The following is a 26,339-nucleotide window of genomic DNA, read 5'->3' as shown; positions in this document are numbered from 1 at the left end:
GGCCACGGCCCCCGGGGGCAACCGCCATGGCAACCGTCCTCGCTCGCCGGGTGTCAGCCCAGCGCCCGGCCGATCAGCAGCCCTGCCGCGAACAGCAGCACCGCATAGGTCAGCACCATGCCGAGGATACGGCCCAGCGACGGCCCCTTCTGGAACAACAGGCCGGCGGCGTGGATCATTCGTCCGACCAGCAGGGTCGCACCCAGAGCGTGGATCAGCAGCGGTGTGGCCCCCGTCAGCGCCAGCAGCACCAAGGCGATCAGTCCGGCCGGGATGTATTCCGAGGCATTGCCGAACGCGCGCCCGGCCGCCGTCAGCGACACATGGCCGCCGTCCCCGAAGGCGACCTTCAGGCGGCGCCTCTGGCCGACCACGCCCCACGACAGCAGCACCAGCCACAGCACCAGCAGGCCGGCCCACAGCGACAACGCCTTCAGCGCCTCCGGGTGGGCTGCGGCGCCCATGATGTCCGACAGGGTCATCAGCGTGTCTCCCGCGCGATCGGATACAGGTTGAAGCGGTCGTCGTAGAAGGGCGTCCGCTCATAGAACCACGCCAGCCGCGCATCGCCATTGGCGGCAAACTCGGGATCGGCGGCCAGCTTGGCCTCGAACTCGGCCTTCAGCGCCGGATCGGCGGCCATCATCGCCTCGGCCAGCGGGGCGATGGCATAGCCCTCGATATATTCGACCCGGTTCAGCACCTCGAGGAACATGCCCCAGGCAAAGAAGCTCTCGCTCGACTGCGGCTCCAGCAGCAGCACCACCACATCGCCCAGCGGCTGGTCGGTCGGCACCCGCACCGATCCGGCGGGGAAGGTCCACTCCCGGGCCTCGGGCGTGACCCCGCCCACGCGCACCGGCACATGGCCCTCATTGGTGCGCGGCGACAGGCGGACGTCCTCCAGCCGCAGCATCTCGACCGGCACGGTCCGCGCCTCGCTCAGGGTCTCCATCTCAATGCCGTGCATCTTCAGGCGTTCGATGATGTCGGCGCGGTGCGCGGGCACCCAATAGGCCTCGGGCCGCGCCAGCTCCAGCGTCGGCACCGAGCCGTAGAAGGGCATCTGCCACAGCTCCGGATCGGCCACGCCCAGCCAGCGCACCTCCTCGCGGCCCGAGGCCGGGCTGACATAGGTCTCATAGCGGATGCCCTTGAACGGGCGGATCGAGACCGGCTCCTTGCTCGGCTCGAAATTGGTCGGAATGGTCGCGGGCCGCAGCGCCCGGTCCGCCTCGACCGCCGCGCGCAGATCGTCCCCGTCTTCGGCCAGCACCTTCATCGCCGTCTCGAGGAAGACATAGGTGCCCAGCACCCGCTGGTCATAGGGCTTCAGGCTGTGGTTCTCGATCAGGATGGTTGGCACATGGGCGGCCGAGCCCCAGCCGTTCGAGAAGCGCTCGCCCAGCCCGCCGTCCGACAGGCCCGCGCGCGGGTTCTGGTCGTCGATGCCGAACACCAGCTCGCCCGGGATGTGGCCCTGGGCCTCAAGGGCGTCATTCATGGCCGGCTTGAAGGCGGCGTCCAGCCAGCGGGCGGTTGCGGGGCTGCGCGACCACACCCCGTTCTCGCCGTTGTAGCCATAGGTGACGTCATATTGATAATCGAGACCGTCGGTGACGTGGATGTCGACGTACAGGTCCGGCTGATACTTCAGCACCAGACCGCGCACCGCCTGCATCTCGGCCTGGTCCAGCTTCATATAGTCCCGGTTCAGGTTCTGGTTGGTCGCCGTATTGCGCCAGCCCTGCACCCGCGGCCCGCGCTGGTTCGGCCGGGAATAGGCACTGGCCCGCTCGTGCCCGTCCACCGACAGGATCGGGATCAGAATCAGGTTGGCCCCGTCCAGCAGGTCGTCGCGCCCGTAGAAGGCGATGTCGCGCAGCAGCATCATGCCCGCGTCCTTGCCGTCGATCTCGCCGGGGTGGATGCCGGCCTGCGCCAGAATCACCGGCTTGGACGGATCAAGCGTCGCCCCGTCCTTGGACGCGATCACCGCATAGATCGGCCGCCCCTCGGGCGACGTGCCGAACTCCTCGATGCGGATCCAGTCCGAGGCCGCATCCAGCCGGTCGAACCAGGCGCGCGTGTCCGCATAGTTCGGGCTGAAGTCCAGCTCGGGGTCGCGCTCGAAGTCGGTCGCCCACGGATCGGATGCCGGGCGCAGCAAGGACCGGCTCGCCCCGTCCCACGCCGGCGCCGGGGGCAGGAACCGCTGCGGATCGTACAGGGCCTGGTTGGACGAAGACGGCATACTCTGGGACATCACGGGACTCGCAAACGGGATCACTGCCAGACTGACGGCAAGGGCAAGGGCGATACGGGGCGTTTTCATGCCCCCGTCATGGCCCGGGCCGCCCTTTGATGGCAACCCTCTCACACCCCGGTTCGTCCATCCGTCGCCGGGTCCAGTCGCTCGACCAGTCGCGTCAAAAGTGCAATCTGCTCGGCCTGTCGGGCCAGCATGGCCTCCATCTCGACCGTCCGCATCCGGTCCATCTTTTCATGCAGGGCCATGATCTCGATCTCGGCCTTCAGATTGACCTCATAGTCATGGGCCGCATCGGCACGGTCCTTCGCCCCCTGCCGGTTCTGGCTCATCATGATGACCGGGGCCTGGATGGCGGCGACCATCGACAGCATCAGGTTCAGGAAGATGAAGGGGTAGGGGTCGAACGCCGCCCGCGCCATCGCCAGGTTCAATCCGACCCAGCCGGCGAGCACCACACAGAACAGGACGATGAAGGTCCACGATCCGCCGAACGCCGCGACCCGGTCGGCCAGTCGCTCGCCAAAGGTCGACTCGGCCGCGAAGGTCGTGTTCACATTGTGCGAGATCGGGGCATGCGCCTCGGCCTTCATCAGCACTCGCCGCTCCCGCTCGCCGAGATCGTCAGGGCTCTTGCCGAACCACTTCTCTGCAGCATGGGTCAGGGTCTGGACGGGGGTGGACATGGGCTCGCCTCGGCTGTGGATGAGCAGAGCTTAGGCCGCTCTCCGGCTCCGTGTCATCGGGCAGGCTCAGCCCTGCAGCAGAGACCACCCGCCCGCCTGGATCACCACATTCAGCGCCCGCGCGGTGGTGAACAGATGATAGGCGACCAGCACCAGCAACGCCCCGATCACCAGCCTCCGATTGCTGGCAAACGCCCCGATCGAGGTCCCGCAGATGAAGATCGACAGCCCGATCCAGAAGATCGGCCCCAGCGCGATCTGGCCGATCTCTCCGCTCAGTCCCGTGATGGCAAAGAAGGTCAGGGCGATCAGTAGGTTCGCGGCCAGCACACAGCCAAACACGATCCGCCGCTGGGCCCAGAAATGGTCGTCCAGATCGACGTCCCGCCCCTCCATCGCCACCCGCGGAAAGGTCACGCTGGCCGCGACATAGAAGGTCCCGGCCACCACCAGCCCCAGCACCAGCAGCGCGAAGTTGAACGGCGCCCCGCGAAAGATCACCCAGGCCTGGTTCCAGAAGGTGGCGATGTCGATGGCGACGAACACCGCCAGCAGCGGCGTCAGCCACCCGAACCGGATGCGCTCGCGCTCATGCAGCACCCGCGAAAACCCGCTGACCAGCTCCGCCACCGACAGCCCCAGCAACAGGCCATAGAAGCTGAAAAAGAACTCGAACGCGCTCATGCGGTGCGGTCCCTACGGCGTGGCGTCGGCGGCGGGCAGGATGCCCAGGGCTCGCAGGACGGGAGGCGCGGTTGTGCTCATCCGGAAATTGGCGTCCCCGGTGGTCCAGCCCATCCGCACGATCACCACATCCAGCGACGGGATGATCATCACCGTCTGCCCATTGTGGCCGATGGCGCTGAAGGCGTCCGGCGGCAGGTCCGCCATGCTGCGCCGCGCGCGATCCGGGCTGCGCCATCCGTTCAGCCAGAACTGGCCGCCATAGTTGGCCGTGGGGTCGGCGGGCGCAGGCTGCTGCACCCAGGCGGTCCATTCCGGAGACAGGATCCGCCGGCCCCCGATCTCGCCGCCATTCAGGTACAGCTGGCCGAACCGGGCCCAGTCGCGCGCCGAGGCATAGACATAGGAACTACCGACCGGGGTGCCCGCCCCGTCCTGTTCCAGAACCGCGCTCAACATCCCCGCCGGTACGAACAGCCGCTCGCGGGCATAGGCCTGCACGGCCTCGGGGCTACCCAGCACCTCGACCAGAAGGCGCGACAGGATCAGCGTTGTGCCAGACGAATAGGACCAGACCGTATCCGGCGGCGCCGCAGCCGGTTTGGACGCGGCATAGGCGGCCATGTCGTTTTGGGTGAACAGCATCAGGGTCGCGTCGTCCGCCCCGGCGTAGTCCTCGCTGAAGGCCAGCCCGCTGGACATGTGCAGCAGCTGCTCCACCGTAATGTCCCGACGCGGATCCCCTTCGGGCCAGCCCGGCCAGTCCAGGGTATCGTCAAGGCTCAGCCGCCCGTCCTCGATCAGAAGGCCGATCAGGGTGGCGATTACGCTCTTGCTCATCGACCAGCCCAGCAGAGGCATGTCGGCGTCAAAACCCTCGGCATAGCGCTCGGCAACGATCCTGCCGTGATGCACGACGACAAAGGCGCGCGTGTCGATGTCCGCGTCTGCGGGGAAGGCCGCGTCCATCGCGGCGGTCAGGGCTGCGGCATCCACATCGGGCCCGGGTTCGGCCACCCGCCAGACGGGCCTCGCCTCATAGGGATCGCGCGGATCGGCCTGGGCGGGCAGGGGCTGGCCGTCCACCGACAGGGTGCAGCCCAGACCGGGCCGGTAGTAGGCTGATCGGCCGACACCCTCGCGCGACGCAGAGGCAGACGCCGCCTCGCGGTCCACCGCATAGTCGATGCCGCCGCCCAGCTCGCCGAGCAGCCGGTCGGAGTCCGCCGCCGCTGCCTCCAGAGACCGCCCGGATACGAAGACTGCCGAACAGCTGATCTTGGCGCCGACGCCCGTGACGAGAGAGTTCATCGCCGCCCGGTCCTGGGCCGCCGCCTGTCCCGCCAGCGCCAGCAGGGCAACCCCTGAAAACGCGACCAGTCTCTTCTTCATCGTCCCCCTCCCCACGTGGCTACTTCCAGATCGGTGTTCCGTCACCGGGCAGGCCCAGCCGGTCCCACATGTCGCTGACCCGCTCGACCACGGCCTCGTCCATGCGGATTTCCTCGCCCCATTCGCGTTTGGTCTCGGGCTCCCACTTGTCCGTGGCGTCGAGGCCGATCTTGGAGCCGAGGCCGCTCTCGGGGCTGGCAAAGTCCAGATAGTCGATCGGGGTGTTCTCGATCACGGTGATGTCGCGGGCCGGGTCCATCTTGGTCGAGATAGCCCACATGACGTCCTTCCAGTCGCGGGCGTCGATGTCGTGGTCCACCACGATGATCCACTTGGTGTACATGAACTGCCGCAGATAGCTCCAGCAGCCCATCATCACCCGCTTGGCGTGACCGGGATAGGCCTTCTTCATGGCCACCACGGCGATCCGATAGCTGCACCCCTCGGGCGGCAGCCAGAAGTCGGTGATCTCGGGAAACTGCTGTTGCAGCAGGGGGATGAAGACCTCGTTCAGCGCCTCGCCCAGCACGCTCGGCTCGTCCGGCGGACGCCCGGTGAAGGTAGTCAGATAGATGGGGTCGCGGCGCATGGTGATGGCCGACACCTGAAAGACCGGGAAGGTCTCGACCGAATTGTAATAGCCCGTGTGATCGCCGTACGGGCCCTCGGGCGCGTGCTCGTCCAGCAGGACGTGCCCCTCCAGCACGATCTCGGCGGTGGCCGGCACCTGCAGCGGCACGGTCTTGCAGTCGACCAGCTCGGCCTTCTGACCGCGCAGCAGGCCCGCGAACTGGTATTCCGACAGGGTGTCGGGCACCGGCGTCACCGCCGCCAGAATGGTGCCCGGATCGGCCCCCAGCACGACGGCGCAGGGCAGGGGCTCGCGCTTTCCGGCCTTCCTGTGACGGGCATAGTGCTGGGCGCCGCCCCGATGGGCCAGCCAGCGCATGATCGCCTTGTCCTTGCCCAGCACCTGCATGCGGTAGATGCCGAGGTTGAAGTCATCCTCGCGGTCGTCGGACGGCCCCCTGGTCACCACCAGACCCCAGGTGATCAGGGGCGCGGGCTCGCCCGGCCAGCAGCCCTGCACCGGCAGGGACGTCAGGTCGATCTGGTCCCCCTTCAGCACCACCTCCTGCACCGGGGCCTTCTTCACCGTCTTCGGCCGCATGGCCATGACGGTCTTGGCCAGCGGCAGCATCTCCATGGCGTCGGCCAGACCGCGCGGCGGGGTCGGATTGCGCAGGAAGGCCAGCAGCTCGCCGACCTCGCGCAGTTCGGCGGCCGTGGTACGGCTCCTGCCCTCCAGCGTCACGCCCATGGCCACCCGCTTCACCGTGCCGAACAGATTGGCCAGACACGGAATGGGACTGATCGACCCGTCCGGCATGACCGGCTTTTCGAACAGCACTGCCGGCCCGCCATTGCGCAGCAGCCGGGTCTGGATTTCGGTCATCTCGAGATGGGTCGACACCGGCTCGGTCACCCGCACCAGTTCGCCCTCGGCTTCCAGCAGATCGATGAATTCGCGTAGCGACTTGTAGGCCATGCGAAAACGCTTAGGCGGCGTCGCCGCGTCTGTCACGCGGACAGGCTGTCGCTCAATAGGCGGGACGGTCCGACACCAGTGCCCAGACCGGCAGGTGGAGATGGCGGGTGGCCGCGGCGATCTGCATCGAGTCCATCCGGGCGTGGCCGGCTTCCAGTCTGCGGATGGCTTCGGGCGTCAGCTTCAGGGCGCCGGCCAGACTGTCGACATCCACCCCGCGCTGATCGCGCCAGTGCTTCAGCCGCCGGCCGACGGCGGCATCGTCCGGGTCCGTCCCCGGAAACGGCAGCACACTTCCCACGTCGAACCTCCCACGGTTCTTATCGTTGGGCGGTATCCTGATCCCATTCAAAGGCGTCGTCCAGCCAGTCGCCCAGACGCCCGTCCGGCCTGGCCAGCGCGTGGATGCGGGCCATCTCGTCGTCGGTCAGGGTAAAATCGAAGATGTCGAGGTTCTCGGCCGCCCGACTTTCCTTCGAGGTCTTGGGGATGGCGATCACACCCTGCTGCACGATCCAGCGCAGGGTCACCTGGCCCGCCGACTTGCCGTGGGCCTCGCCGATGGCGCGGATCGTGGCGTCCTTGGCGATCTTGCCCTGGGCCAGCGGCGACCACGCCGTGATCGACGACCCCAGGGCCTTGGCCGTCTCGATCAGCGTCTTCTGCGACAGATAGGGATGGTACTCGACCTGATTGGTGATCAGCCGGGCCTCGGACAGGTCCTGCGCCTTCTTCCATTCGGCCGAGGGAAAGTTCGACAGGCCGATGGCCCGCGTCAGGCCGCGCGACTTCGCCTCATTCAGAGCCCCGATCGTCTCCGCCAGCGGCGGGGTCGCCTTGGGCCAGTGCAGCAGCAGCAGGTCGGGCGCGGTGCCCAGGCTCTCGGCCGACTCCTCCGCCTGTTTCAGCAGGGCGTCATGGCTGAAATGATCGACCCAGATCTTGGTCGTCAGCCAGAAGCTGTCGCGCGCCACATTCGCATCGCGGATGCCTTCGCCCACGCCCTTTTCGTTCCGGTAGATCCAGGCGGTGTCGATATGGCGATAGCCGTGCGTCAGGGCGTGACCCACCATATGCCGCGCCTCGTCCGGCTCCAGCTGCCAGGTGCCGAGGCCCAGCAGGGGGATATCGTGTCCGTCGACGGTCAGGGTGTCGGTCATGTCAGGCTCCGTGTGAGCCCTCTAGCTAGGTTTCGACCCGACAGATGCAACCGCGACAGCGCTGGTCCCGTCAGCCCTTTTCGCGGATGGACGCAATCTGGGCCGTAAAATACGGCGGGCGGCCATTGTCCTTCAGATAGGCGTCGAACTCCTCCAGCAGGGCGATGGCCTCGTCCCGCTGTCCCGTCCGGACCAGCTGCGCGGCCAGGGCGCCCCGGACGTCCACAAGGTTGGGCACGATCTCGAGCGACTTCCGGTTGGCGCGAATGGCCCCTTCAAGGTCGCCGGTGGCCTCAAGACTGGTCGCATAGCCGGCATAGAGGTCATAGGTGACGACCCCCAGCTCTTCGGCCTTGCGATAGGCGGGCAGGGCCTCCTGGTGTTTGCCGCTTCGCGTGCGCGCCAGGGCCAGCCGGGCGTTCACCGTCGGATCCTCGGGGTAGGTCTTCAGGTAGCCGCCATAATTCTCGGCCGCACATCCCCAGTCACGGTCCGCAAAGCAGCGATCGCCGTCTTCCAGGCTCGCACGCTGCGGTGGCGCCTCCTTGGCCGTCTGCTCACAGGCCGCCAGGCCCAGAGCCACCACCACCACTACCGCCGCCGTTCGCATCCGACCTCTCCCCCGAAGGACTGTCCGCCCTTAGCACATCGAATACGGCGTGGTCATGCGATCCGACACGCCTCAGTCGACGGCGCCCAGCTCCGGATTCGCCTTCTTCAGCGTCGCCGGGGCCACCTTGCGCCACCGGCGTGCCAGCTCGGCTTTGAGCCACTCCGGATCGACGGAGGCAATTCGGATCAGGACATAGCTGTACTGCCGGTAGTGGTCGGTCAGGTGAAAGACCTCGGGATCCATCTCCAGCAACAGGTCGCGCCGGTCCCGGTCGCCGACGTCCAGCGCCAGGCTGTCATCCTCGGCCCGGAGGCGCGTCAGGAATTTGCCCGCGATCCGCCAGCAGGGCTCGCCATAGGCCGTCCCACGTTCCGCCCCGGGCAGGGCCATGATCAGGGCGTTGATCTCATCTGCGGTCATGACCGGCTCCGAATCAAAAAGGGCCGCCCCCGGTCAGGAGCGGCCCTCGAGGCATCAGGCGCAGAGCCCGGTGCTATTCGATGTCTTCGTTGATCAGGCCGACCTTCAGGAAGCCGCTCTGCTGCAGGGTGTTCATGACGGTCATGAAGTCATTGTACATGACCTCGGCGTTGGCGCGCACGAACACGCGCTCATCCTGACAGGCGCCGCCGCCCAGAGCCGCACAGACGTCGACCGGCAAGCTGGCGATGCTGGTCTTGGTCAGCTGGTCACCACGACCGACGTACAGATCGCCGTAGCGCTCGATGTTGACCACGACCGGCTCTTCAAACTCGGCGCCCGGAGGCGGCGGGCTGGCGGGCGGCAGGTCCAGGCGGATCGACACGGTGGCCAGCGGGGCGGCAACCATGAAGATGATCAGCAGCACCAGCATAATGTCGACGAACGGCGTGACGTTGATGTCAGCGTTCTGTTCGATCGTCTTGCCGCCGCGCGGCCCGGACAGTTTGGCACCCATGGGGGTCGTCTCCGTATCATGCCGCCACTCGGGGCGCGCGCGTGGATCAGGTTCCCCCGTCTCTTGGCGTCCCTGAAGGCGGTTGTAAAGCGGTCAGAGGCCTCGAAGGGTTCCGTTTGTGCGGATTACCCCCCACAGGCGAACCGGCCCGGGCGTATCAGCCGCGCGCCAGCTTCAGGAAACGCTCCATCTGCGCGGGGTCGCTCTTGAACACACCCGTGAAGCGGGTGGTGATGGTCGACACATGGCGGTGATGCACGCCGCGGGTGGTCATGCACTGGTGCTCGGCGTCGATCAGCACGGCCACGCCCGCCGGCTTGAGGTGCGATTCGATGGCCCCGGCGATCTGGTTGGTCAGCACTTCCTGGGTCTGCAGGCGCTTGGAAAAGATCTCGACCACCCGGGCGATCTTCGAGATGCCCACCACCTTCTCGGTCGGCACATAGGCGACATAGGCCTTGCCCAAGAACGGGGCCATATGGTGCTCGCAGTGGCTCTCGACCTCGATGTCGCGCAGCAGCACCATGTCGTCATAGCCCTGCACGTCCTCGAAGGTGCGCGACAGTTCCTTGGCCGGATCGGCCTCATAGCCTTCGAACCATTCGGCATAGGCATCGACCACGCGCTTGGGCGTATCAATCAGTCCCTCGCGGTCGGGATTGTCCCCCGCCCAGGCCAGCAGGGTGCGCACGGCCTTCAGGGCTTCCTCGCGGCTGGGGCGAACCACGGCGGGCGAATCGGAGTCTGCGACCAGGGTCGGCTTTTGCACGATGGCATCCATATCGATGTACTGGCGACGAAGTTGCGCCGGAACGAGGGTCCCGGAAATGACGCGCGCCGCTCTCCCTTTTTTCTGCGGGAGCGAACTGTCTGGTTGGACGCGTCCCGTCCCGGCTATATGGGATGATCCCCTTTCCCCGCAAGCAAGCCGGACCGGCCCGACGCCATGCCCCTCGTGCTCCACGACACCCTGACCCGGTCGAAACGGGTCTTCGAGCCCCGTGATGAAAAGCGCGTGACCCTCTATGTCTGCGGACCCACGGTCTATGACTTTGCCCACATCGGCAACGCCCGTCCGCCGGTGGTTTTCGACGTGCTGGTGCGGCTCCTGCGCCGTCGTTACGGGGCCGAACACGTCGTCTATGCGCGAAACGTCACGGACGTGGATGACAAGATCAATGCCAAGGCCGCGAAGGAAGGCGTGCCCATCGGCGAGATCACCGCGCGCTATGAAGCGGCCTATCTCGAGGACATGGCGCGGCTGAATGTCGCCCCACCCGACATCGCCCCGCACGTCACCGATCACATGGACGCCATCGTCGCCCAGATCGGCGCCATTCTGGACCACGGCTGCGCCTATGCAGCCGAGGGTCATGTGCTGTTCGACGTCTCGGCCTATCAGGCCTACGGCGCCCTGTCGGGCCGCAATCTGGACGACATGATCGCCGGCGCGCGGGTCGAGGTCGCCCCCTACAAGAAGAACCCGCACGACTTTGTCCTGTGGAAGCCGTCAAAGCCGGGCGAGCCGGAATGGCCGTCGCCCTGGGGGCCCGGGCGTCCGGGCTGGCACATCGAATGCTCGGCCATGATCGAGCAGGTGCTGGGCCTGCCGATCGACATCCACGGCGGTGGCATCGATCTGGCCTTTCCGCACCACGAGAACGAGATCGCCCAGGGCGTCTGCGCCCACGGCCATGCCCACGGTGAGCGTCCGCACGACCAGTACGCCCGCTACTGGATGCACAACGGCTTCCTGACGCTGGATGCGGAGAAGATGTCCAAGTCGCTGGGCAATGTGCTGTTGCTCCACGATCTGGTGCAGGCCATTCCGGGCGAGGTGGTGCGCTGGGCCCTGCTGTCGGCCCACTATCGCCAGCCGCTGGACTGGACGCAGGCCCTGCTGGACCAGAGCCGCAAGTCGCTGGACCGGCTGTATGGCGCCCTGTCGCGCGCGGCGGACGTCGCCGCGGCGGGCGATCAGCCGCCGACCGAATTCATTGCGGCCATCGAGGATGACCTGAACACGCCGGGCGCCATGGCGGTCCTGTTCGGCCTGTCCGGTGATATCGAGCGCGGGCTGACGGCGGGCGATATGGCTTCGGTCGCTGCGGCCAAGGGTCAGCTCCTGGCCGCGGCCCATCTGCTGGGAGTCCTGCAGTCAAATCCGGCAGAATGGCTGAAGGGCGATGTGTCCGATGCCCTGGCGGTCGAGGTCGAGGCCCTCATTCAGCAACGTGCCGCAGCACGGGCCGAGAAAAATTGGGCCGAGGCCGACCGCATTCGCGACCGGCTGGCGGAACTGAACGTCGAGGTGATGGATGGAGCCGAAGGCGCGCGCTGGCGCCTCCGGTCCTAGGGATCAACGGGTCCGGCTGGAAGGCAGGCCGTTGATCTGGCAGGCGTAGTCGACCTCGGGCGAGGCGCTCTGGGCGCCCGTCGGGGTCAGAATGCCGCCCCGGGCGTCACAGTCGGCCCGCAGCTTGTCCAGCCGCTGGGTATAGGTGCCGTCGCCCGGTCCGGTGCTGGCGCAGGCGGCCAGGGACAGACCCAGGGCGCCGACCGCGAGGGCCGACAGCAAGGCAGGGCGGTGAGGGCGATGAGTCATGGGGTGTCTCCCGTTCAGGATGTGGACCCGTCAGTGGGTCTCCCTGATTATGGCTAACCCGTGGCGCCCCCCGCTGTTCCATTAAGCATTGTGGCAGGGGTGGACCCGATTGCGGCAACGCTGCTACCCCATGACGCATGGAAATCGGAACCTACATCACCCTCGGCCTGTATTTCGCCCTGATGCTCGGTATCGGGCTCTACAGCTATCGCGAATCCACCTCCGACGTGTCGGGCTATATGCTGGGCGGGCGCAAGCTGGGACCGGCGGTGGCCTCCCTGTCGGCCGGCGCCTCGGACATGAGCGGCTGGATGCTGCTGGGCCTGCCCGGGGCCATGTTCCTGAGCGGCCTGTCCTCGGCCTGGATCGCCATCGGCCTCTTCATCGGGGCGTTGGCCAACTATCTGATCGTGGCGCCGCGCCTGCGGACCTATACGGTGATGGCCGACGACGCGATCACCATCCCCGACTATTTCGACAAGCGGTTCAAGGACAAATCCCGCCTGCTGCGGGTGATCTCCTCGCTTGTCATCGTCATCTTCTTCACCCTCTACACCTCGTCGGGGCTGGTCGCGGGCGGCAAGCTGTTCGAGAGCGCCTTCGGCCTCGACTACGCCTGGGGCCTCTGGATCACGGCGGGCGTGGTGCTGGCCTACACCATGGTCGGCGGCTTCATGGCCGTCAGCCTCACTGACTTTGTGCAGGGCTGCATCATGTTCGTGGCCCTGATCCTGGTGCCGATCGTCGCCCTGACCCAGATCGGCGGCGTCGACGGCATGACCGAGACGGTGCGCGGCATCGATCCCGGCCTGCTCAACCTGTTCCAGGGTGCCACCGTCATCAGCGTGATCTCGGCCATGGCCTGGGGCCTCGGCTATTTCGGCCAGCCGCACATCATCGTCCGCTTCATGGCCGTGCGCTCGCTCAAGGATGTGCCGACCATGCGCAACATCGGCATGAGCTGGATGCTGGTCACCCTGATCGGCGCGCTGTCGACCGGACTGGTGGGCCTCGCCTATGCCACCCGCACGGGTCTGGAGGTCGCCGACGCCGAGACCATCTTCATCCTGCTGTCGGATGTGCTGTTCGACCCGCTGATCACGGGCTTCCTGCTGGCGGCCATTCTGGCGGCGATCATGAGCACCATCTCGTCGCAGCTGCTGGTGTCGTCCAGCTCCCTGACCGAGGACTTCTACGGCATCTTCCTGCGCAGGAACGCGCCCCAGAAGGAGCTGGTCATGATCGGCCGGCTGGCCGTGCTGGCGGTGTCGCTGGCGGCCATCTTCCTCGCCTGGGACCCGACCAACAATGTGCTGGGGCTGGTTTCCAATGCCTGGGCGGGCTTCGGCGCCGCCTTCGGTCCGCTGGTCATCCTGTCGCTGACGTGGAAGCGCATGACCCGCAACGGCGCGCTCGCCGGCATGATCGTCGGGGCCGCCACGGTACTGGTCTGGATCTATGCCCCGGTGCTGGCCGACGGCCAGACCCTGTCGCAGGGCAGCGGCATCTACGAGATCGTGCCGGGCTTCGTGCTCAGCTGGCTGGCCATCTGGGCCGTCAGCCTGATGGGCAAGCCGCCGGCCGAGGACGTCCAGTCGACCTTCGAGGCCGTGCGTCAGGCTCTTCACCACAAGGGTGAGCCTGAAACGACCCGTTAACAGATCGGGCGCACCCTCTGATGATACGCGTTCTCAGGGTGCGCCATGTCGACGATCCAGTCTTCCAGCTACCGCCGGGCCCGGGATCATTTCGAGCCCCAGGACATCGACCCGCACGAGCAGCGCCGCCTGCGCGGCCTGATGGAGCAGATCGACTACACCGCCTATGTCTCGAACCGCGAGGTGGTGGGACAGATGCTGGCGTCGATCGACCCGGCCCATTTCCAGCGCCTCGCCGTCACCGCGGCGACCGCCCGGGCCAAATGGGTGGCCGAGGCCCTGCGTCAGTCCGAGTCGGGCGCGCCGTCCACGCCGGACCAGGTCGCCCGCCTGACCGCTTATCGCACCGCCTATGAGGAGCTGGCCGAGGCCTATGAGGGCCTCCGCCGCATGGTCGAGCGCGGCTATATCCCGATGAAGGCCCCGGCCTGAGGCCCGGGCCTCAGGCCTTCAGCCGGTAGCCCGTCCGGAACATCCAGGCCACGATCGCCAGACAGATGAAGAAGAAGGCCAGGGTCGCGGTCAGGCTCAGCCCCACACTCACATCGCCGACCCCGTAGAAGGCCCAGCGGAAGCCCGAAATCAGATAGACCACCGGGTTGAACAGCGAGATCGTCCGCCAGATGCCCGGCAGCATGTCGATCGAATAGAAGGACCCGCCCAGGAAGGTCAGCGGCGTCACGATCAGCATCGGGATCATCTGTAGCTGCTCGAACCCCTGGGCCCAGATGCCGATGATGAATCCGAACAGCGAGAAGGTCGCGGCGATCAGCAGCAGGAAGGCGATCATGGCCAGCGGGTGCTCGATCCGCAGTGGCACGAACAGCGCCGCCGTCGCCAGAATCACCAGACCCAGCACGATCGACTTGGTCGCCGCCGCCCCGACATAGGCCAGCACGATCTCGAACGGCGATATGGGCGCCGACAGGATCTCGTAGATGGTGCCCGTGAATTTCGGGAAGTAGATGCCGAAGCTGGCGTTGAACAGCGACTGGGTGAACAGGCTCAGCATGATCAGCCCGGGCACGATGAAGGCGCCATAGGCGACCCCGTCGATCTCGGTCATTCGGCTGCCGATGGCCGAGCCGAACACCACGAAATAGAGGGCGGTGGTGATCACGGGCGTCACGATCGACTGCCAGAAGGTGCGCAGCGCCCGCGCCATTTCGAAGCGATAGATGGCCCACACGCCATAAGCATTGAACGTCATGCCGCGCCTCCCTTGCCGCTGGTCCCCTCGACCGGCTTGTCCCGGTGCACCAGGCTCACGAAGATGTCCTCCAGCGAGCTCTGGGCCGTATTCAGATCCTTGAACCCGATCCCCAGGTCGCTGACCGCCCGCAGCAGCGAGGGCACGCCCGTGCGCTCCGCATTGGCATCGAACACATATTCCAGCTCATTGCCGTCGGCCTTCAGCGTCAGCTGCCACTCGGCCAGTTCGGCGGGCACTGTCTCCATCGTGTCCTGAAGGTTCAGCGTCAGCGTCTTCTTGCCCAGCTTCTTCATCAGGCTGGTCTTCTCGTCGACCAGGATCAGCTCGCCGCCCAGGATCACGCCGACCCGGTCGGCCATCTCCTCGGCTTCCTCGATGTAGTGGGTGGTCAGGATGATGGTCACGCCGCGCTCGCGCAGGCCGCGCACCAGCGCCCACATGTCCCGGCGCAGCTCGACGTCGACGCCGGCTGTAGGCTCGTCGAGGAACAGGATCTCCGGCTCATGGCTGAGGGCCTTGGCGATCATCACCCGCCGCTTCATGCCGCCCGACAGCGTCATCAGCTTGGCGTCCTTCTTCTCCCACAGGCTCAGGTCGCGAAGGATCTGCTCTACGTAGGCCGGATTGGGCGACTTGCCGAACAGGCCCCGGCTGAAGGTCACCGTGGCCCATACGGTCTCGAACGCATCGGTGGTCAGTTCCTGGGGCACCAGGCCGATCAGTTCGCGCGCGTGGCGATAGCCGGACTGGATGTCGTGACCGTCCACCTGCACCGATCCGGTGCTGGGCGTGACGATTCCGCAGATGGTGCTGATCAGCGTGGTCTTGCCCGCGCCGTTCGGCCCCAGCAGGGCAAAGATCTCGCCCTTGTAGATGTCCAGATCGACCTTCTTCAGCGCCTTGTGGCCGCTGGCATAGGTCTTGGTCAGGCCGTCGATGTGAATGACCGGCTGCATTCCGTCCCCCTCAGTCTGGTCGGGCAGATAGGCGCTGCCCTGTCTTCTCACAAGGCGGAGCCTGTCGCCGTATCAGGAGTTGATGTGCCGATGGATACGAGCTGGGCTGAACACCACACCGACAAATTGATGTCCCGCGCCCGCCACCTGTGGCGGAAGCGCCCCGACACGCCGGTCATCCTCGAGGCGCTGGCCCGCTTCGGCTATGGCGCGCGCGGCTTCGTTTATGTGTCGATCGGCGTGATCCTGATGCTGACCGCCCACGATCTGACGCGTCAGACCGCCGGCTCGACCGGCGTGGTCGAAAGTCTGGCCCGCCAGCCCTTCGGCCGCGTCTGGCTGTTCACGCTCGGCGCGGGCCTCTGGAGCTTCGTGCTGTGGCGCGTGCTGCAGGCGGTCTTCGATGCCGACAATGAAGGCCGTGACCTCAAGGCCATCGCCAAGCGGGTGGGGCAGGGGATCAGCGGCGTGGTCTATGGCCTGCTCGCCTCCACTGTCTTCGAGGTGTTGGACGAGGTCTATGCCAATCCGACCGCCGGCGACGCGGCCGAGAACCAGGAGAAGGCGCGCGCCCTGATGGAGCTGCCCTTCGGCCAGATCCTGCTGATCGGGGTGGGGCTGGTCATCCTCGGCGTCGGGATCGGCAATGTGGTGCGGGGCATCCGCAATGACTTCGGTCGGGACCTCCGCTGTTCGGAGACAATCTGCAAGCGCGTCGTGCCCCTTGCCCATGTCGGTTATGTCGCGCGCGGCCTGGCCTATTTTCCGCTGGCCGGTCTGGTGATGTGGGCGGGATTCCGGGACCGGGCCAGCGAGATCACCACCTTCGGCGGCGCGCTGGAGTCGGTCGAGACCCTGCCTGCCGGGCCCTGGCTGCTCAGCGCCACGGCGCTCGGCCTGATGGCCTTCGGGGCCTATGCCTTCGTCGAGGGGCGGTTCCGGCGCATCCGCCCGCCGCGCGATCTGGACCTCACCTGATGCGTCCCCCGCGCGCGCCCGGTCGTATCTCGCACACCCGTCGCTGATCGGAGCCTGCCATGTCGCCCGTCCGCCTGTTCGCCCTCTCTGCCCTGCTGCTCTCGACGGCGGCCTGCGTGACCGCCCCGCCGCCGTCGGAATGGCGCGCGCCGGAGCCCCGCAAGCCGGTCGACGCCGAGCGGCTCTACTCGGGGCGCTGGCTCGAGATCGCCCGCCTGCCGATGAGCATCACCGACGGCTGCGTGGCGGGCGCCTCCAATTACACCCTCGTTACCGAAACCCGCGTGGATGTGCGCGACACCTGTCAGGTCGGTACTCCCGACGGTCGCGAAAAGGCCATCGGCGGCCGGGGCGAAATCCTCGATCCCGGCACCAACACCCGGCTGCGGGTCCGCTATGTCGCGGGCTTCGTCACCTGGGACTACTGGATCCTCGACCGGGCCGACGACTATAGCTGGTTCATCTCGGCAGACCCGACCTTCGAAAAGCTGTTCATCTACACGCGCGAGATCCCGACCGATGCCGAACGCGAGGCCCTGGTCCGGCGCGCGGCCGACCTCGGCTATGATGTCTCGAAGCTGGAATTCCCCCCGGCGGAGTAGGGCGCACCGCCTCCTTGACCCTGCGTCACCGGGGCAGGGGGGCCACGCCCGGCGCGAAAGTGCGTTAACGCGGGCTCCCGGATTCCCCTCGCGGTTGACCTCCTGCCTCCGGCCCGTCATCACCGGAGGAAAGAGACGCTCAAGGGAGATGGCGCGATCATGGGCTTGCTGGCCAACATCCGTCGGGATCTGAAGTTCGCCGCCGGACTGCGTCGCCTGCTTGACCGGATCAAGCCGATCACCCTCGACAGTCCGACGCTGGTCTGTGACGACCTCGAGGAGGCTGTCGACCGCTTCCCCGACCGCATCGCCATCGAGGACGAGCACCGCAGCCTGACCTATCGCGAGTTCGATAGCATGGCGAACCGGTTCGCCCACTGGGCCCGGGGCCGGAACCTGAAGCGCAGCGACACCGTCGCCCTCGTGATGATGAACCGCGCCGAATACCTTGCCGCCTGGTTCGGCCTGTCCAAGGTCGGCGTCGCCACCGCCCTCATCAACACCAACCTGACCGGCCCGGCGCTGGGCCACTGCATCGAGATTTCGGGCGCCTCCCAGATCATCACCGATCAGGACTGCTGGCGCGCGCTCGAGGAGGCCCGCCCCCACACCGACCGCAATCTGATGCTGTGGGTGCTCGGCCTCGCCGACGAGGATGAGGTCAGCGACCGTCGCGACCTCGACACCCCGCTGCGCAGCGCCTCCTCGGTGCGTCCGGCCGCCAGCGCACGTGAGGGCCTGACCAACCGCTCGACCGCCCTCTACATCTACACCTCGGGCACCACCGGCCTGCCCAAGGCCGCGCGCGTGCCCCACTCGCGCGCCCGGACCTATATGCGCGCCTTCGCCGGCTGCACGGCGGCGACCGAAAAGGACGTCACCTACAACGTCCTGCCCCTCTATCACTCGACCGGCGGTCTGGTCGGCATCGGCCCGGCCCTGCTGAACGGCGGCAAGCTGGTGCTGCGCAAGCGCTTCTCGGCCACCGCCTTCTGGCCCGATGTGAAGAAGTCCGGCGCCACCCTGTTCGTCTATATCGGCGAGCTGTGCCGCTATCTGGTCAACTGCCCCGAGCACGAGGACGAGCGCGCCCACAGCCTGCGCCTCGCCTATGGCAACGGCCTTCGCCCCGATGTCTGGACCGAGTTCAAGTCCCGGTTCGCCATCCCCGAGATCCTGGAATTCTACGGCTCGACCGAGGGCAATGTCTCGGTGTTCAACTTCGACGGCCGTGCGGGCGCCATCGGCCGGGTGCCGTGGTTTGTGAAGGGCAAGGTCAACATCCGCCTCGTCAAGTTCGACTTCGACACCGAAACCCCGGTGCGCGGCTCTGACGGGCGCTGCCGTCTGGCCGATGTCGGCGAGGTGGGCGAGGCCATCGGCATGATCGGCGACGACACCCGCCACGACTTCTCGGGCTATGCCGACAAGTCCGCCTCGCAAAAGAAGATCCTGACCGACGTCTTCAAGCCCGGCGACCGCTGGTTCCGCACGGGCGACCTGATGCGTCAGGACTCCGAGGGCTATTTCTATTTCATCGACCGGATCGGCGACACCTTCCGCTGGAAGGGCGAGAACGTCTCGACCGCCGAGGTCGAACAGCGGCTGGCCGAGGCGCCGGGCGTCAAGGAAGTCATCGCCTACGGCGTCCCCGTCCCGGGTCAGGAGGGCAAGGCCGGCATGGTCGCCCTCGTGGTCGAGGGCCGCTTCGGCGCGACCGCCTTCGCCGAGTATGTCGAGGCCAATCTGCCGTCCTACGCCCAGCCCCAGTTCGTCCGCATCATGAAGGCCGTCGACACCACCGGCACCTTCAAATACCGCAAGGTCGATCTGGTCAGCGACGGCTTTGACCCGGACAAGGTCGACGGCCCGCTGTTCGTGCGCGGCGGCAAGGCCGGCTACACAAAGCTGACCCCCGCCGCCCGCAAGGGCATCCTCGACGGCGAAACGCGGCTCTGATCATCTGCCTCATGGCAACGCGGCCTTAAGCATTAACGGGCAGGGTTGGCGCCTCTCGTTCGCCACAGGTGTGCCTTCCCTCCATGTTTCAGATCATCGGCATCGTCCTGCTGTTCGGCATGGTGTTCGGCAGCTACATCCTGGCCGGCGGCAAGATGGCGGTCATCCTGCACTCGCTGCCCTATGAGCTGATGGCCATTCTGGGCTCGGGCGTCGCCGCCTTCCTGATCGGCAACAGCGTTTCGACGATCAAGGCCACCCTGGGCGGCTTCGGCAAGGTGTTCGCCGGCAACAAGTGGAAAAAGAAGGACTATGTCGACCTTCTCAGCCTGCTGTTCCAGCTGACCAAGACGATGAAGTCCAAGGGCGTCATCGCCCTCGAAAGCCATATTGAAAAGCCCGCCGAGTCCACGATCTTCCAGAAGTATCCGAAGATCATGAAGGACCACTTCGCCACCGACTTCATCTGCGACACGCTGCGTATGATGACCATGAACCTCGAGGATCCGCACCAGATCGAGGACGCCATGGAAAAGCAGCTGGAAAAGCACCACCACGAAGGGCTGGCCGGCGCCCACGCCCTCCAGAACATGGCCGACGGCCTGCCGGCGCTCGGTATCGTCGCGGCCGTGCTGGGCGTCATCAAGACCATGGGCTCGATCACTGAGCCGCCGGAAATCCTGGGCGGCATGATCGGCGGCGCCCTGGTGGGCACCTTCCTCGGCGTCTTCCTGGCCTATGGACTGGTCGGCCCGATGGCCACCCGCCTGAAGGAGATCGTCGACGGCGACGGCGCCTTCTACAAGATCATCCAGTCGGTTCTGGTCGCCCACCTGCACGGCAATGCCGCCCAGATTTCGGTCGAGATCGGCCGCGGCGACATCCCGTCGGGGGCCCAGCCCTCGTTCAGCGAGATGGAAGAGAACCTGGCCAACGCGCCCGCCGACGCGGGCTGAGGCTGACGGCGGCGGCGTTATCCACACGCGCCGCTCACGGATGATCACGAACCCGTGAGAATTCGCTTGCGGTTCGACTCACATTTCCGTTATCACTCCTGTGCGGGGATTCATGACCCCGTTGAACCTTCTGAAGGATGAAACACATGCGTATCGTTGCTCTGATCGCCGCCTCGGCCGCCGCTCTGGCCATCACCGCCTGCACCCCGGCCGCCGACGAAGCCGCTCCGGCCGAAGAAGCTGCTGAAGCCGCTGACACCGCTCAAGACGCTGCCGCCACCGCGGAAGACGCCGCCATGGAAGCTGGCGCTGCTGCCACCGAAGCCACCGAAGCCGCTGGCGACGCCATGGCCACCGAAGCCGCTCCGGCTCCGGCTGCCGAAGAAGCTGCTCACTAAGCACTTCGATTTTCGGTCCTTCGGGACCGGATCGGGAAAGGGTCGCCCTCACGGGCGGCCCTTTTCTTTTGCGCGACAGGCTCGGCGGAGCCGCATCGAACCGCCCGCCCGCTCAGGTGTTCTGACTCCGCGAAAAGGGAGTCGTTCATGGCCGCGCGCGCCTATTGGCAGGGCAATATCCGCCTCGCCCTGGTTTCCATTCCGGTCGAGATCTACGCGGCGGTGAAATCCGGCGCGTCGATCAGCTTTCGCCAGATTCACGAGCCCTCGGGCAAGCCGATCTCGTATGAAAAGGTCGTGTCCGGCCTTGGCCCCGTCGACCGCGACGAAATCGTGAAGGGCTATGAGGTGTCGAAGGGCAATTACGTCCTGCTGGACGATGAGGAGATCGAGGCCGTCCGCATCGAGAGCAAGAAGACGCTCGACCTCGTCCAGTTCGTCGAGGCCCACGAGATCGACCCCCTCTATTTCGAAAAGCCCTATTACGTCGTGCCCGCCGACGACCTGGCCGAAGAGGCCTTTATCGTGCTGCGCGAGGCCCTGCGGGCGGCAAAGAAGATCGCGCTCGGCCAGCTGTCGGTGCGCGGTCACGAGAAGCTCGTGGCCCTCAAGCCCTGCGGCAAGGGCATCCTGCTGGAGACCCTGCGCTATGGCGACGAGGTCCGGCAGGGCCAGTCCTTCTTCAAGGGCATCGGCACGGACAAGCCCGAGAAGGACCTGATCGATCTGGCCAGTTCGCTGATCGAGCAGAAGACGGCGCCCTTTGACGCTTCGGAATTCCACGACCGCTACGTCGACGCCCTCAAGAAGCTGGTCGAGAAGAAGGCCAAAGCCAAGGGCAAGAAGGTGCTGGAGGATGTGGAAGAGCCCGCCGCGGCAACCGGCGGCAATGTCATCGACCTGATGGCGGCGCTGAAGAAGTCGGTGGGAGACAGCAAAGGCAAGCCCGCCCCGCGCAAGGCCTCGACCCGCAAGACGCCGGCGAAGAAGCGGGCCTGATCCATGGCGACGAAGGCGCGGTCAAAGGCGAAGACCCGGGCCGACGACCTGCTCGCGGAATATAATCACAAGCGCGACTTCGACCGCACCGCCGAGCCGCGCGGCGAGGTCGGGACCGGCACGGGCGACCGTTTTCTGGTCCAGAAGCACGATGCCACCCGCCTGCACTGGGACCTGCGCCTCGAGGTCGACGGCGTCCTGAAAAGCTGGGCGGTGACCAAAGGCCCCTCGACCGATCCGGACATCAAACGCCTCGCAGTGCGCACCGAGGACCACCCCCTGTCCTATGGCCGCTTCGAGGGCATCATCCCCAAGGGCGAATACGGCGGCGGCACGGTCATGCTGTGGGACGAGGGCCGCTGGGAGCCGATCGAGGGCAAGTCCGCCGACGACCTTGAGGACGGCCACCTCCACTTCATCGTCCACGGCCAGCGGATGAAGGGCGAGTGGCTGCTGATCCGGCTCAAACCGCGAAAAGGCGAAAAGCGCGAGAACTGGCTGCTGCGCAAGATCAGCGACGCCCATGCCGCGCCCGGCGACGGTCTGGTCGAGACGGCCCTGACCAGTGTGCTGACCGGCCGGACCATGGCCGAGATCGCCGCCGACACCGAGGGCAAGCACCCGCTGGCCGGCAAGGGCGACGACGCCTTCGCCCGTGAAATGGCCCGTGCCGCCGACCATACGAAAAAGGCGCGCAAGTCCCAGAAGCGCAGCACCGCCAAGGCCCCTGCCTTCCGGTCACCCCAGCTCGCGACCCTCGTCGATGCCGTGCCCACCGGCAACGACTGGATGCACGAGATCAAGTTCGACGGCTATCGCGCCCTGGTCTCTGCGAAGGGCCAGGAGGTGTCGGTCTTCACCCGCAACGGCAAGGACTGGACCGACAAGTTCGGCCCTCTGGTCGAGGTGATTCAGGGACTGGACCTGCCGCCCTGCCTGATCGACGGCGAGATCGTCGCCTACGACTCCAAGGGCAACCCGGACTTCTCCGCCTTGCAGGCGGTGCTCAAACGGGGGAAGGGCAGCCAGACCGCCGACGATGCCCTGGCCTTTCACGCCTTCGACCTCCTGTCGCTGGACGGAGAGGACCTGACGCCACTCCCGAATGTCGAACGCAAGGAACGGCTGGAAGCCCTGTTGCGCGCGGCCGAGCCCCCGATCCACGTCGCCGACCATCTGATCGGGGCGGGAGAGACGCTCTACGCCTCGCTGTGCAAGGCGGGGCAGGAGGGCATCATCTCCAAGCGCATCGACGCGCCCTATCGCTCGCGCCGCACCCGCGACTGGGTGAAGGTCAAATGCACGCTTCGGCAGGAGTTCGTCATCATCGGCTGGAAGGCCTCCTCGGCCCGCGGCCGCCCGTTCGCCTCGCTTCTGCTGGCCCAGAAGGACGGCGACGACTGGATCTACAAGGGCAATGTCGGCACCGGCTTCACCCAGGACACCATGGAAGATTTGGCCGGGCGCATGCAGCGGCTGGAGCGCAAGACCCCGCCCGCCGAGGTCGACCGGGCCAGCGCGCGAGGCGTCACCTGGCTGACGCCGCGTCTGGTCGCGGAAGTCGCCTTTGCCGAATTCACCGCCGACGGGAATGTCCGCCACGGCAGCTTCCTTGGACTGCGCGACGACAAGCCCGCCGCCGACGTGAAGCCCGAGCGCGCCCGCGCCGCGCGGCCTGCCGCCGCCCGTCCGGTCAAGGTCAGCAGCGCCGACCGCGTCATCTTTCCCGGCAGCGGCCAGACCAAGGGCCAGCTGGCCGACTATTATGCGGCGGTGGCGCCGCTCATGCTGCCGTTCGCCGCGCGCCGCCCGATCAGTCTCGTGCGCTGTCCGCAGGGCAGGGCGCGCAAATGCTTCTTCCAGAAGCACGACAGCGGCAGCTTCGGCCCCCATGTCCATGCCGTCCCGATCCGCGAGAAGGACGGCGGCACCGAGGACTATCTCTACATCGAGGATGCGGCAGGCCTGGTCGCCTGCGTCCAGATGGGCACCATCGAGTTTCACGGCTGGGCCTGTCGGACCGATGACATCGAGGCACCCGACCGGATGATCTTCGACCTCGACCCCGACGAGGGGCTCGACTTCGGCGATGTGGTCAGCGCGGCCCGCGACATCCGCCGTCGCCTGTCCGACCTGGGTCTGGTCAGCTTCGCCCTGCTGTCGGGCGGCAAGGGGGTGCACGTTGTCGTCCCCCTGACCCCCGGCCACGACTGGGAGGCGCACAAGGACTTCGCCCGCCGCTTCGCCGGCGCTCTCGCCCTGGCCGAGCCGGACCGCTTTGTCGCCACCATGAGCAAGGCCAAGCGCAAGGGCCGCATCTTCATCGACTGGCTGCGCAACCAGCGGGGCAGTACGGCGGTCCTGCCCTTCTCGGCCCGGGCACGCCCCGGCGCCCCGGTGGCCGTGCCGGTCAACTGGGACGAACTGCGGGGCATGACAGACGCACACCCCTTCTCCATCGCCGATGTCGAGACCCTCATCGAGCGGTCGGAGGACAAGGCCCTCGCCGGCTGGGGCTTTGCCAGCCAGACCCTGCCCGATCTCTGACCTCAGGACGTCGCGACGATGTCCAGCGGCGGCCCGCTGCGATGGAGCGGGCGGACGGTGGTGCGCCCGTCGACATGACTGAACACCAGATCCAGTCGGCTGTCCCCGATCTCGAGCCCCGTGACGGTCAGCCGGTCGATCCCGCCGGGCAGGCGGGGACGGTCGACGCGCACCCGGCGCCCGGGCGCGTCGATGTCGATCCCGAGACTGGCCTGCAGCAACAGGAAGACCGAGCCCGCGGCCCAGGCCTGCGGCATGCAGGCGACCGGATAGGGCACCGGGGGCTCGCCCGTCTCACGACTGAACCCACAGAACAGCTCGGGTAGACGCATGTCGAAATTGACCGCCGCCGAATACAGCTCGTCCAGCACCCGCGCGACGGCGTCCCGCTCGCCATAGCGGGCCATGCCGGCCACGCACAGGGCCGTGTCGTGCGGCCAGACAGAGCCGTTGTGATAGGACATGGGATTGTAGCGGGGCTGGCGCGTCGCCAGTGTCCTCAGGCCCCAGCCCGTCCGGAAGCGCGCCGACAATAGGGTGCGGGTCACATCTGCGGCCCGCTCCGGCTCGGCCAGTCCCGAGAACAGCAGGTGCCCGGCATTCGAGCCCAGCACCCGGCAGGGGGCGCCATCGCCGTCCAGCGCGATGGCATAGAAGCCCTGATCCTCCATCCAGTAGCGCTGCTCGACCACGGCCTTCAGGCGTGCGGCCCGGTCGGTCCACTCCGCTACGTCCTGCCCCAGCGTTTCCGCCATGGCGGCCATGGCCTGCCAAGCCTGATAGGCATAGCCCTGCACTTCCAGCAGGGCGATGGGCCCCTTGGGGAAGCGACCGTCGGCGTGGAAGATCGAATCCTCGCTGTCCTTCCAGCCCTGGTTCGACAGGCCCGTGTCGCGGGCGCGCTGATAGTCGATCAGCCCCAGACCGTTGGCCTCGCCCCGGGCCTCCATCCAGCCGGCCGCCGCCAGCAGGTTCGGCCACAGCGCCTCGATCAGCCCCCGGTCGCCGGTGCGCCGCGCATAGGCTCCGGCCAGCGCCACGAACAGGCAGGTGGTGTCGACCCCGCCGTAGTAGGTCCCGAAGGGCACCTCGCCGAGCGCCGACATCTCGCCGCCCCGCGTCTCATGCATGATCTTGCCGGGCTCGACGTCCTGGAAGGCGTCGGTGGTCGTGCCCTGGCGGGCCGCCAGATAGGTCAGCACGCCCCGCGCCAGACTGGGATCCAGCCAGAGCATCTGCCAGGCCGTGATGATGGCGTCCCGCCCGAACGGCGTCGAAAACCACGGCACCCCTGCATAGGGATAGGGCCCGGTCGGCAGGTCCGTAGTCAGCAGGGCCACGTCCGCCCGCGACTGGTCCAGCCACTGGTTGAAGCGCGGGCTGCGGTGACCGCGCACGCCGCCCCCGCGCCGCCGCCGCGCCCGCATGGCCAGCCGCGCCTGGATCGACGCCAGCCGCCAGCGTTCCCGGTCGGGCGCTTCGCAGGTGTCGGCACCCGCCTCGATATACAGGTCAAAGCGCCGCCCGCGCGGCAGGGTCAGCTGAAATGCGGCCCGTGTCGCGCTCATCGAGGCCGGCGGCTCGGAGAAGGACAGGCAGGTCCGGCGCGTCACGTCGTCCAGGCCCTTGTAAGAAAAGCGCACGCGGCGCCCGTCGCGGACCGGCGGTTCACTCAGTCCGCGGGCGGGACGGCTTGAGCCCCGCACCTCGAAAATATCGCGAAAGTCCGCGCCGTATTCGATGGCCAGCGGCAGGATGACCTCGTCCACCCCATGGTTGGTCAGGCGGATGCGCTCGTACATCCGCTCCTGCCAGAGGAACCGGCGCCGTTCGAGATGGATAATTCCGGCGGGAGCGGAGCGGCCGCCCATCGGGGGCAGGGGCCGGTTGGTCCCCTGGCAGACGAAGAAGACATTGTCATCCGACAGCGCCGAGCTCAGCCGCGAGGGCGCCGCGTTGCCGATCAGCAGCCGCAGTCGCGACAGGACCCGCGTGTCCCTGAGGAAGAAGCCATCCGCTCCACCGCTCATGTCGCCCAGCGGATCGGCCACGAGGAAGGCATCGCCTTCCTTCAGCGGCATCAATCGGCCCAGCACGGCGACCTCGGGTTCGGGGGTGTCCGTCGACCCGGTCTGGGCGTCAGTCATAGAGCGGGTCTCCTGCGTGAGACCGTCTAAC

At 66.9% G+C, this 26,339-nt stretch carries 26 protein-coding genes; 10 read left to right on the top strand and 16 right to left on the bottom strand.

Annotated features, from left to right (window positions below; genetic code table 11):
• Positions 1 to 53 precede the first annotated feature (53 nt).
• The 12 genes from LC068_RS04720 to folE all read right to left on the bottom strand — a co-directional run bounded on the left by LC068_RS04720 (position 54) and on the right by folE (position 10,071).
• Positions 54 to 482, bottom strand: a complete 429-nt coding sequence (locus tag LC068_RS04720; protein WP_226634937.1) for an MAPEG family protein — start codon at positions 480 to 482, stop codon at positions 54 to 56.
• Positions 482 to 2,266, bottom strand: coding sequence for a M14 family metallopeptidase (locus tag LC068_RS04715; protein ID WP_226634935.1), 1,785 nt, complete (start codon positions 2,264 to 2,266; stop codon positions 482 to 484). The genes LC068_RS04720 and LC068_RS04715 overlap by 1 nt, the downstream gene beginning before the upstream one ends.
• A 110-nt stretch (positions 2,267 to 2,376) precedes the next feature.
• On the bottom strand, positions 2,377 to 2,955 hold the full coding sequence (locus tag LC068_RS04710) for a DUF1003 domain-containing protein (protein ID WP_226634933.1): 579 nt from the start codon (positions 2,953 to 2,955) through the stop codon (positions 2,377 to 2,379).
• 66 nt (positions 2,956 to 3,021) lie between these two features.
• Positions 3,022 to 3,639, bottom strand: a complete 618-nt coding sequence (locus LC068_RS04705; protein ID WP_226634931.1) for a hypothetical protein — start codon at positions 3,637 to 3,639, stop codon at positions 3,022 to 3,024.
• Between the two features lie 12 nt (positions 3,640 to 3,651).
• A complete protein-coding gene (locus LC068_RS04700) occupies positions 3,652 to 5,031 on the bottom strand; it encodes a serine hydrolase domain-containing protein (RefSeq protein WP_226634929.1) in 1,380 nt (459 codons plus the stop codon).
• A 19-nt stretch (positions 5,032 to 5,050) separates the two neighbouring features.
• The gene (locus LC068_RS04695; RefSeq protein ID WP_226634927.1) at positions 5,051 to 6,580 is read right to left on the bottom strand and encodes a UbiD family decarboxylase; all 1,530 of its coding nucleotides are present in this window, start codon (positions 6,578 to 6,580) and stop codon (positions 5,051 to 5,053) included.
• 52 nt (positions 6,581 to 6,632) lie between these two features.
• On the bottom strand, positions 6,633 to 6,881 hold the full coding sequence (locus LC068_RS04690) for a helix-turn-helix domain-containing protein (RefSeq protein WP_226634925.1): 249 nt from the start codon (positions 6,879 to 6,881) through the stop codon (positions 6,633 to 6,635).
• 19 nt (positions 6,882 to 6,900) lie between these two features.
• Positions 6,901 to 7,740 carry an aldo/keto reductase gene (locus LC068_RS04685; protein WP_226634923.1) on the bottom strand — a complete coding sequence of 280 codons (840 nt, stop codon included), beginning with the start codon at positions 7,738 to 7,740 and terminating at the stop codon, positions 6,901 to 6,903.
• A gap of 70 nt (positions 7,741 to 7,810) precedes the next feature.
• Positions 7,811 to 8,350: a tetratricopeptide repeat protein gene (locus LC068_RS04680; protein ID WP_226634921.1), complete on the bottom strand. Its 540-nt coding sequence runs from the start codon at positions 8,348 to 8,350 to the stop codon at positions 7,811 to 7,813.
• A 72-nt stretch (positions 8,351 to 8,422) separates the two neighbouring features.
• The gene (locus tag LC068_RS04675; protein ID WP_226634918.1) at positions 8,423 to 8,773 is read right to left on the bottom strand and encodes an MmcQ/YjbR family DNA-binding protein; all 351 of its coding nucleotides are present in this window, start codon (positions 8,771 to 8,773) and stop codon (positions 8,423 to 8,425) included.
• A 73-nt stretch (positions 8,774 to 8,846) separates the two neighbouring features.
• On the bottom strand, positions 8,847 to 9,290 hold the full coding sequence (locus LC068_RS04670; protein ID WP_226634916.1) for a biopolymer transporter ExbD: 444 nt from the start codon (positions 9,288 to 9,290) through the stop codon (positions 8,847 to 8,849).
• Positions 9,291 to 9,447: 157 nt separating this feature from the next.
• A complete protein-coding gene (gene folE / locus LC068_RS04665; protein ID WP_226634914.1) occupies positions 9,448 to 10,071 on the bottom strand; it encodes a GTP cyclohydrolase I FolE in 624 nt (207 codons plus the stop codon).
• Between the two features lie 165 nt (positions 10,072 to 10,236).
• Between folE and cysS the strand changes: the two genes are divergently transcribed.
• A complete protein-coding gene (cysS, locus tag LC068_RS04660; protein ID WP_226634912.1) occupies positions 10,237 to 11,646 on the top strand; it encodes a cysteine--tRNA ligase in 1,410 nt (469 codons plus the stop codon).
• Between the two features lie 3 nt (positions 11,647 to 11,649).
• Here the strand turns inward: cysS and LC068_RS04655 are convergent, their stop codons facing one another.
• On the bottom strand, positions 11,650 to 11,895 hold the full coding sequence (locus tag LC068_RS04655; RefSeq protein ID WP_226634910.1) for a hypothetical protein: 246 nt from the start codon (positions 11,893 to 11,895) through the stop codon (positions 11,650 to 11,652).
• Positions 11,896 to 12,032: 137 nt separating this feature from the next.
• Here LC068_RS04655 and putP point away from each other — a divergent pair, with 137 nt between their 5' ends.
• Positions 12,033 to 13,553 (top strand): sodium/proline symporter PutP, encoded by a 1,521-nt coding sequence (gene putP / locus LC068_RS04650; protein ID WP_226634908.1) that lies wholly within the window; start codon positions 12,033 to 12,035, stop codon positions 13,551 to 13,553.
• A gap of 45 nt (positions 13,554 to 13,598) precedes the next feature.
• A complete protein-coding gene (locus LC068_RS04645) occupies positions 13,599 to 13,985 on the top strand; it encodes a hypothetical protein (protein WP_226634907.1) in 387 nt (128 codons plus the stop codon).
• Between the two features lie 10 nt (positions 13,986 to 13,995).
• On the opposite strand, the gene LC068_RS04640 is transcribed toward LC068_RS04645, so the two are convergent.
• Positions 13,996 to 14,763, bottom strand: coding sequence for an ABC transporter permease (locus LC068_RS04640; protein ID WP_226634906.1), 768 nt, complete (start codon positions 14,761 to 14,763; stop codon positions 13,996 to 13,998).
• The gene (locus tag LC068_RS04635; RefSeq protein ID WP_226634905.1) at positions 14,760 to 15,722 is read right to left on the bottom strand and encodes an ABC transporter ATP-binding protein; all 963 of its coding nucleotides are present in this window, start codon (positions 15,720 to 15,722) and stop codon (positions 14,760 to 14,762) included. Before LC068_RS04635 ends, LC068_RS04640 begins: the two co-directional genes overlap by 4 nt.
• A 129-nt stretch (positions 15,723 to 15,851) precedes the next feature.
• On the opposite strand from LC068_RS04635, the gene LC068_RS04630 reads away from it, so the two are divergent.
• The 7 genes from LC068_RS04630 to ligD all read left to right on the top strand — a co-directional run bounded on the left by LC068_RS04630 (position 15,852) and on the right by ligD (position 24,161).
• Positions 15,852 to 16,700: a DUF1206 domain-containing protein gene (locus LC068_RS04630; protein ID WP_226634904.1), complete on the top strand. Its 849-nt coding sequence runs from the start codon at positions 15,852 to 15,854 to the stop codon at positions 16,698 to 16,700.
• Between the two features lie 59 nt (positions 16,701 to 16,759).
• Positions 16,760 to 17,302, top strand: coding sequence for a lipocalin family protein (locus LC068_RS04625; RefSeq protein WP_226634903.1), 543 nt, complete (start codon positions 16,760 to 16,762; stop codon positions 17,300 to 17,302).
• A 159-nt stretch (positions 17,303 to 17,461) separates the two neighbouring features.
• A complete protein-coding gene (locus tag LC068_RS04620) occupies positions 17,462 to 19,261 on the top strand; it encodes a long-chain-acyl-CoA synthetase (RefSeq protein WP_226634902.1) in 1,800 nt (599 codons plus the stop codon).
• 83 nt (positions 19,262 to 19,344) lie between these two features.
• Positions 19,345 to 20,217 (top strand): flagellar motor stator protein MotA, encoded by an 873-nt coding sequence (gene motA, locus LC068_RS04615; protein ID WP_226634900.1) that lies wholly within the window; start codon positions 19,345 to 19,347, stop codon positions 20,215 to 20,217.
• Positions 20,218 to 20,363: 146 nt separating this feature from the next.
• Positions 20,364 to 20,615, top strand: a complete 252-nt coding sequence (locus tag LC068_RS04610; RefSeq protein WP_226634898.1) for a hypothetical protein — start codon at positions 20,364 to 20,366, stop codon at positions 20,613 to 20,615.
• Positions 20,616 to 20,762: 147 nt separating this feature from the next.
• On the top strand, positions 20,763 to 21,614 hold the full coding sequence (ku, locus tag LC068_RS04605) for a non-homologous end joining protein Ku (protein WP_226634896.1): 852 nt from the start codon (positions 20,763 to 20,765) through the stop codon (positions 21,612 to 21,614).
• A gap of 3 nt (positions 21,615 to 21,617) precedes the next feature.
• Complete coding sequence (gene ligD / locus LC068_RS04600; RefSeq protein WP_226634894.1) at positions 21,618 to 24,161, top strand: DNA ligase D; 2,544 nt, start codon at positions 21,618 to 21,620, stop codon at positions 24,159 to 24,161.
• Between the two features lie 2 nt (positions 24,162 to 24,163).
• Here ligD and LC068_RS04595 read toward each other — a convergent pair whose 3' ends face one another.
• Positions 24,164 to 26,308 carry an amylo-alpha-1,6-glucosidase gene (locus LC068_RS04595; protein WP_226634891.1) on the bottom strand — a complete coding sequence of 715 codons (2,145 nt, stop codon included), beginning with the start codon at positions 26,306 to 26,308 and terminating at the stop codon, positions 24,164 to 24,166.
• Positions 26,309 to 26,339 lie beyond the last annotated feature (31 nt).

Origin of the sequence: Brevundimonas poindexterae (genome assembly GCF_020524625.1) — a bacterium.
In the GTDB taxonomy this organism is placed as follows: domain Bacteria; phylum Pseudomonadota; class Alphaproteobacteria; order Caulobacterales; family Caulobacteraceae; genus Brevundimonas; species Brevundimonas poindexterae_A.
This window is presented reverse-complemented; position numbering and strand designations above follow the sequence as displayed.